The following is a 536-nucleotide window of genomic DNA, read 5'->3' on the forward strand; positions in this document are numbered from 1 at the left end:
TATTTACACTCAGTTGCCGTAAACAGGCAGCTTGGCGCAGATGGCTTTGACTTTCTCGCGAACGGCGTCGATAACGGCTTCGTGGTTGATGTCAGCCAGGATGTCGCAGATCCAGGTGGCCAGTTCACGGCACTCTTCGACTTTGAAGCCGCGAGTGGTGACAGCCGGGGTGCCGAAACGCAGGCCGGAGGTCACGAACGGGGAACGTGGATCGTTCGGTACGGAGTTTTTGTTCACGGTGATGAACGCTTTGCCCAGTGCGGCGTCAGCATCTTTACCCGAGATGTCCTGCTTGATCAGCGACAGCAGGAACAGGTGGTTTTCAGTACCGCCCGAAACCACGTCAAAACCACGCTCGATGAACACCGAGGCCATGGCCTGGGCGTTCTTCACCACTTGTTGCTGGTAAGCCTTGAACTCAGGTTGCAGGGCTTCTTTGAAGCACACGGCCTTGGCGGCGATGACGTGCTCCAGCGGGCCGCCTTGCGAACCCGGGAAAACAGCCGAATTCAGCTTTTTCTCGATGTCGGCGTTGG

The 536-nt window shown here is 57.3% G+C and carries 1 protein-coding gene; it reads right to left on the reverse strand.

The window, feature by feature from the left end; genetic code table 11:
* Positions 1–9: 9 nt before the first annotated feature.
* A partial coding sequence (locus TU76_RS24300) for a PLP-dependent aminotransferase family protein (RefSeq protein WP_048352705.1) occupies positions 10–536 on the reverse strand: 527 nt, incomplete at its 5' end.

It is taken from the genome of Pseudomonas psychrophila (assembly GCF_001043005.1).
In the GTDB taxonomy this organism is placed as follows: Bacteria; Pseudomonadota; Gammaproteobacteria; order Pseudomonadales; family Pseudomonadaceae; genus Aquipseudomonas; species Aquipseudomonas psychrophila.